Origin of the sequence: Rhizobium sp. MHM7A (assembly GCF_005862215.1) — a bacterium.
GTDB classification, from domain to species: domain Bacteria; phylum Pseudomonadota; class Alphaproteobacteria; order Rhizobiales; family Rhizobiaceae; genus Rhizobium; species Rhizobium bangladeshense.
On the sequence record NZ_VCHT01000076.1, the window covers coordinates 1 to 772 of the forward strand.

Consider the following 772-nt stretch of genomic DNA (forward strand, 5'->3'; position numbering starts at 1 on the left):
GTTCTTGTAGCTGACGGCAGGACTGTTCATCCCAACCCATTATCCGACAACCGTTAAGCCGCTCACAACGTGACATCACCCTTGGGGGGCCTGTCGCAAATTTTCTTAGTTTACCCGTCTGTTGACGCTCGCCGGAGAAATTCTCGCTTCGAATTTGTGGAGCGAGCCTGTGATTCTGAATACCATTGGTGAGAAGCTGAAGCGCCGGTCGAAAGATGATTTCAAAGGGCGGCATTTCGAGGCATGACTCATTGTGCAGGCGGTGGCCTGGTATCTGCGGTATCCGCTCAGCTACCGAGACCTTGAGGAGATGTTCCAAGAACGCGGCTTCGAAGTGGACCACAGCACGATTAACCGCTGGGTACTTGCCTATGCTCCGATGATCGAGAAGCGGCTGCGCCAGTTTCGGCACCCGCAGGTCAGGATCGACGAGACCTACGTCAAAATCGGCGGCAAGTGGCGTTACCTGTACCGTGCCATCGACAAGCACGGAAACCCAATCGACTTCCTTCTGACTGCAAAGCGCGATCTTGATGCCGCTAAGCGCTTCTTCCGCACAATGCTGAAGGACGAGCCTTTGTTGTCACCGGCAAAGATCGGCACGGACGGCGCCAACACCTTTCCGTCGGCGATCAAGACGTCAGTCGACGATGGGCACCTGCATCCGGATCCGGTTCATTATGTCACCCAACGGTGATGTCACGTTGTGAGCGGCTTAACGGTTGTCGGATAATGGGTTGGGATGAACAGTCCTGCCGTCAGCTACAAGAAC

The 772-nt window shown here is 55.1% G+C and carries 1 pseudogene; it reads left to right on the forward strand.

The annotated features are described in order from the left end of the window. Positions 1–169: 169 nt before the first annotated feature. Positions 170–691 (forward strand): annotated as a pseudogene (locus FFR93_RS40460) (IS6 family transposase); the annotation flags it as partial. Between the last annotated feature and the right edge of the window lie 81 nt (positions 692–772).